At 67.5% G+C, this 5,530-nt stretch carries 4 protein-coding genes; 2 read left to right on the top strand and 2 right to left on the bottom strand.

The annotated features are described in order from the left end of the window. Positions 1-143: 143 nt before the first annotated feature. Complete coding sequence (locus ACWCRB_RS48785) at positions 144-659, bottom strand: DUF6912 family protein (RefSeq protein WP_451002215.1); 516 nt, start codon at positions 657-659, stop codon at positions 144-146. 407 nt (positions 660-1,066) lie between these two features. Between ACWCRB_RS48785 and ACWCRB_RS48780 the strand changes: the two genes are divergently transcribed. Continuing rightward, positions 1,067-1,648 (top strand): Rv3235 family protein, encoded by a 582-nt coding sequence (locus ACWCRB_RS48780; RefSeq protein ID WP_451002214.1) that lies wholly within the window; start codon positions 1,067-1,069, stop codon positions 1,646-1,648. A 95-nt stretch (positions 1,649-1,743) separates the two neighbouring features. Here the strand turns inward: ACWCRB_RS48780 and secA are convergent, their stop codons facing one another. Continuing rightward, complete coding sequence (gene secA, locus ACWCRB_RS48775) at positions 1,744-4,569, bottom strand: preprotein translocase subunit SecA (protein ID WP_451002213.1); 2,826 nt, start codon at positions 4,567-4,569, stop codon at positions 1,744-1,746. A gap of 245 nt (positions 4,570-4,814) precedes the next feature. On the opposite strand from secA, the gene ACWCRB_RS48770 reads away from it, so the two are divergent. After that, positions 4,815-5,426 (top strand): GNAT family N-acetyltransferase, encoded by a 612-nt coding sequence (locus ACWCRB_RS48770; RefSeq protein WP_451002212.1) that lies wholly within the window; start codon positions 4,815-4,817, stop codon positions 5,424-5,426. Positions 5,427-5,530: the final 104 nt, after the last annotated feature.

Raw genomic sequence — 5,530 nt, 5'->3', positions numbered from 1 at the left:
CTTGTTTCTGGGGGTGGTTGTGTGCTTGTGTGCGGTGGTGGTTGTGTGGGTTCGGGGGGGGTGGGGGGGGGCCCTCCCCCCGCCCGGGATGGGAGGGGTTGGGGCGGCGGGGGCGAAAAACCCCCCCCCCACCCCCTCACACCTCACCCCAACAACCCCACCAGGTTAGGAATCTCCTGCGTGGCATACCAAAGCAGCTCATGATCCTCAGCCCCGTCCACGACGAACTGCGCATCGTCATCCCCCCGATCCGCAGCCCCCAACGCATCCGCAGCCGCAGCAACATCCCCCTCCGCCTCCCCGGAATCGACATGCACAGCCGCAGCCTTCCCCAAGGAAACAGCCCCACCGACCCGCACCTCACCCAACGCCCCGGGATCAAGCCCACGATCGGGGTCGGCCACAGCCACCCCGTCCGCGACATCAAGGGCGACGACCACCCGCCGCCGCACCACCCCCGGCTCCATCGCAAGCAACCGCAGAGAAGCGAGCGCGGCCCGATTCAACGCCGCGTACTCCAGCTCCTCGATGCCGTCGGACAGATACCACTCACGCAACGCGGGCGTGACGGCGTACGCGACGAACGGCCCCGCCCCCAACTCACCCGTCTTGTACGCCTCGGCAAGGCCAGGGAGGGTCAGAGGGACGTAGACGCGCATGACTGACCGCTTTCGTAGTAGGCGTTTCGAGACCGGAACAGGCAACCGGAACCGCACGACCAAAGATCGCCGCAGGAGCGACGAGGGCAACCAACACGGCACCCTCGAAAGCCCACCCGCACGACCGCCCGCACACCCCGGGAAGACCCTCAGGATACGTCGAGGCGTCCCCTTTCGAGTCCCCGCCCAAGCCTCTCCTGGCGTCCACCCGACTCCCCGAAATTCACCCCCACCATCTCCCCCACCAGCAGTTTCCCCATCCAGAACCACTCGGATAAGTGAACCCCCGGACCCCCCGATCCGCACCCCGTCTCTCCTTGCGCCCGGCGGATCCGTCCCCGTACAAGATCCCCACCAGAAAGTTACCGCCCGGTACCCACCCGGGCCCCAAGAAACGGGGACATTCCATGAACAAGGTGATGACAAGGACGGTTCGCCGCACCCCGTCCCGCCCGCCGGTACGCCGGGACACCCGCCGCCCCGGCAGCGCCCCACACCGCACCACCCCGGGCGGAGGCACCCCTCGTACGCCCGTCCTCGAAACCACCACGCCCAGCACCGAAACCCGCCCCGAACCCCGGGTCCCCGCCCAGGGACAGCACAGGACAACGCCCCAGCGCCCCCTCCAGCCCCGCCAGGCACCCCTCCCGCAGCCCCGCCCCACCGACCTCTTCGCCGACCGCCTCCTGGCCGTCCTGAGCGGCGAACGCCCCGTCCACAGCATGCTCCGCCACACCGTGGGCCGCGCCTACGACGAACTGGCCTGGCTCGCGGAACGCGGCCCCCTGCGCACCCGCGGCACCCGCCCCGTGGTCCGCGACGTCGGCTACTACGAACCCAGCCAGGGCGCCCTGGAGGCCTTCGCCCGCATCGGCGCCGGCGACCAGCTCCGCGCGATGGCCTTCCGCCTGGAACTGGGCCACGACTTCCGCTGGCGCTGCACGGCGGTGGAACTGGGCGGCCCCCGAAGGCCACACACGGACGACTGAGCCCCGCCCGCCCTCCCGCACACAAGGCAGAAGGGCCGGCCACCCTCCTCGGATGCCCGGCCCTTCACACAGCGACTGCCAAATACGTTGGTTACTTACTTCTTGCGCCGCCGCCCACTCCGCTGCTGCTTACGCCGCTCCGCGCGCGTGAGCCCGTCCGCCTCGGACCGCACCTCGTCGTCGTCGCCGACCAGGTCGCCCTCGACGACGCCGCCCTCGCCGTCCACGGTCGGCGCGGAGAAGTGGAGCCGGTCCCGCCGCTGCGGAGCGTCGAGCCCCTTGGCGCGGATCTCCGGCCGGGAACCGGCACTCGCCTGCGCGGGCACCGAGTCCTCCACGCCCTTGTCCAGCGACGGCTTGGCGTCCGCGACCGGGACCTCCTCGACCTGCTGCTCGACCTGGACCTCCAGGTTGAACAGGTAGCCGACGGACTCCTCCTTGATGCCCTCCATCATGGCGGTGAACATGTCGAAGCCCTCGCGCTGGTACTCGACCAGCGGGTCCTTCTGCGCCATGGCGCGCAGGCCGATGCCCTCCTGGAGGTAGTCCATCTCGTAGAGGTGCTCGCGCCACTTGCGGTCGAGGACCGACAGCACGACCCGGCGCTCCAGCTCACGCATGATCTCGGAGCCGAGCTGCTCCTCGCGCGACGCGTACTGGTCGTGGATGTCGTCCTTGATCGACTCGGAGATGAACTCGGCGGTCAGCCCGGCCCGGTCGCCCGCCGCCTCCTCCAACTCGTCGACGGTGACCTTCACCGGGTAGAGCTGCTTGAAAGCGCCCCACAGCCGGTCCAGGTCCCACTCCTCGGCGAAGCCCTCGGCGGTCTCCGCGCCGATGTACGCGTCGATGGTGTCGTCCATGAAGTGCTGGACCTGCTCGTGCAGGTCCTCACCCTCCAGGACGCGGCGACGCTCGCCGTAGATGACCTCACGCTGCCGGTTGAGGACCTCGTCGTACTTGAGGACGTTCTTGCGGGTCTCGAAGTTCTGCGTCTCGACCTGCGACTGGGCGGAGGCGATGGCCCGGGTGACCATCTTGTTCTCGATCGGTACGTCGTCCGGAACGTTCGCCATCGACATGACGCGCTCGACCATCTGGGCCTTGAACAGCCGCATGAGGTCGTCGCCGAGGGAGAGGTAGAACCGCGACTCGCCGGGGTCGCCCTGACGTCCGGAACGACCGCGCAGCTGGTTGTCGATCCGCCGGGACTCGTGCCGCTCGGTGCCGAGGACGTAGAGCCCGCCGAGGTCCTTGACCTCTTCGAACTCGGTCTTGACGGCCTTCTCGGCCCGCTCCAGGGCGGCCGGCAGGGCCGCGGCCCACTCCTCGATGTGCTCCTCGGGGTCGAGGCCGCGCTGGCGCAGCTCCGCCTCGGCGAGGTCGTCGGGGTTGCCGCCGAGCTTGATGTCCGTACCACGGCCGGCCATGTTCGTGGCGACCGTGACGGCGCCCTTGCGGCCGGCCTGGGCGACGATGGTCGCCTCCCGGTCGTGCTGCTTGGCGTTCAGCACTTCGTGCTGGATGCCGCGCTTCGAGAGCTGCTGCGAGAGGTACTCGGACTTCTCCACGGAGGTCGTGCCGACGAGGATCGGCTGACCCTTCTCGTGCTTCTCGGCGATGTCGTCGACGACCGCCTCGAACTTCGCGACCTCGGTGCGGTAGATCAGGTCGGACTGGTCCTTGCGGACCATGTCACGGTTGGTCGGGATCGGGACGACACCGAGCTTGTAGATCTGGTGGAACTCGGCGGCCTCGGTCATGGCCGTACCGGTCATACCGGAAAGCTTGTCGTAAAGACGGAAGAAGTTCTGGAGAGTGATGGTCGCAAGGGTCTGGTTCTCGTCCTTGATGTCCACCCCTTCCTTCGCCTCGATCGCCTGGTGCATGCCCTCGTTGTAGCGACGGCCAGCGAGGATACGGCCGGTGTGCTCGTCGACGATCATGACTTCGCCGTCGATGACGACGTAGTCCTTGTCGTTCTTGAAGAGCTCCTTGGCCTTGATGGCGTTGTTCAGGTAGCCCACCAGCGGCGTGTTCACCGACTCGTACAGGTTGTCGATGCCCAGCCAGTCCTCGACCTTGGCGACACCCGACTCGTGGATGGCGACCGTGCGCTTCTTCTCGTCGACGTCGTAGTCGCCGGTCTCCTCGATGCCCTTGAGGGGGTTGCCCGTCTCGCCGCGCTTGAGGCGCGTGACCAGCTTGGCGAAGTCGCCGTACCACTTGGTGGCCTGGTCGGCCGGGCCGGAGATGATCAGCGGCGTACGGGCCTCGTCGATGAGGATCGAGTCGACCTCGTCGACCACGGCGAAGTTGTGGCCGCGCTGGACGAGTTCGTCCTTGGACCACGCCATGTTGTCGCGCAGGTAGTCGAACCCGAACTCGTTGTTCGTGCCGTACGTGATGTCGCAGTTGTACTGCTCGCGCCGCTGGGCCGGCGTCATGTTGGCGAGGATGCAGCCGACGGTCAGCCCCAGGAACTTGTGGACGCGACCCATCATCTCGGAGTCACGCTCGGCCAGGTAGTCGTTGACCGTGATGAGGTGAACGCCGTCCCCGGAGAGGGCGTTCAGATACGTGGGCAGGGTGCCGACCAGGGTCTTGCCCTCACCGGTCTTCATCTCGGCGACATAGCCGAGGTGGAGGGCTGCGCCACCCATGATCTGCACGTCGTAGTGACGCTGGCCGAGGGCACGCTTGGCGGCCTCGCGCACGGTGGCGAAAGCCTCGGGCAACAGGTCGTCCAGACTCTCACCGTCGGCGTACCGCTGCTTGTACTCATCGGTGAGGGCCCGCAGCTCGGCGTCGGAGAGGTCGACAAAGTCCTCTTCGATGGAGTTGACCTGGTCCGCGATGCGGTGCAGCTTGCGCAGGATTTTGCCTTCGCCTGCACGCATGATCTTCGAGAGGACGGACACGGGGGTTGGTCTCCTTGCCGGTCGGGCCTTGGACGGTCGGTTTCCATTGTCTTAACTGAGCAACGGCCATCGTATGCGAGGACCCCGCCAAGCCGGGAGGCCTGCCAGTGGGACAGCCATAAGGAGAACGGCCGGGAGTCACGGATGGTGCCGCGCCCGACCCACGAATTGCACGAATTGTGATCACGAACTCACGCTCAGCGAAAGGGATGGCGCCCTCATCCCGCCCCGAGCAGAATCGGCCGATGGACCCCGTCACGCTGACCACGGCCCGCCTGCTCCTGCGCACGGTCGGCCCACTCGACACGGACGCCGTGTACGCCGCGGTGCAGGACGCCGACATCCAGCGCTGGACGACGATCCCGTCGCCCTACCTCCCCGAGCACGCCCACAGCTTCACCACCCAGCTGGTGCCCGACGGCTGGGCGGACGGCTCGATGTTCACGTTCGGCGTCTTCCTCCCCGAAGGGGAGGAGCTGGTGGGCATGCTCGCCCTGACGATGCGCTCCCTGGGAGTGGCCGAGATCGGCTTCTGGGCCACCAAGACCCACCGAGGCAACGGCTACATCACAGAAGCCACAACCAAAGCCTCCCACTGGGCCTTCACCCACCTCTCGGTGGACCGAGTGGAATGGCGAGCGGAGGTGGGCAACACCCCATCCCGAGCAGCAGCAGAACGAGCAGGCTTCACGATCGAAGGCACCCTCCGCTCAGCCATCAACAACAAGGGAGTACGCCGAGACTGCTGGGTGGCTTCCCTACTCCCGTCAGACCTGGGCCTCCCGTCAACGTCCCCCTACCTCCCGGCCCCGAACACTCCCAGCCCACCCGCACCATCCAACCCGTCCGGCGCTTGAGGACGAGCACGTTCAGCGCGACCTTCCCACCCACCTGCAGCAGGTGCTGGACCGGCTCAGGTACCAGGACCCGGTACGCGGCCGGACCCCTCTCAACCAGGACG

The sequence above is a fragment of the Streptomyces sp. NPDC002156 genome (assembly GCF_053593675.1).
This window is presented reverse-complemented; position numbering and strand designations above follow the sequence as displayed.

Coding starts and splice junctions, on each gene's coding strand:
- ACWCRB_RS48785 (WP_451002215.1), bottom strand. CDS start 659: ATGCGCGTCTACGTCCCTCTGACCCTCCCTGGCCTTGCCGAGGCGTAC.
- ACWCRB_RS48780 (WP_451002214.1), top strand. CDS start 1,067: ATGAACAAGGTGATGACAAGGACGGTTCGCCGCACCCCGTCCCGCCCG.
- ACWCRB_RS48770 (WP_451002212.1), top strand. CDS start 4,815: ATGGACCCCGTCACGCTGACCACGGCCCGCCTGCTCCTGCGCACGGTC.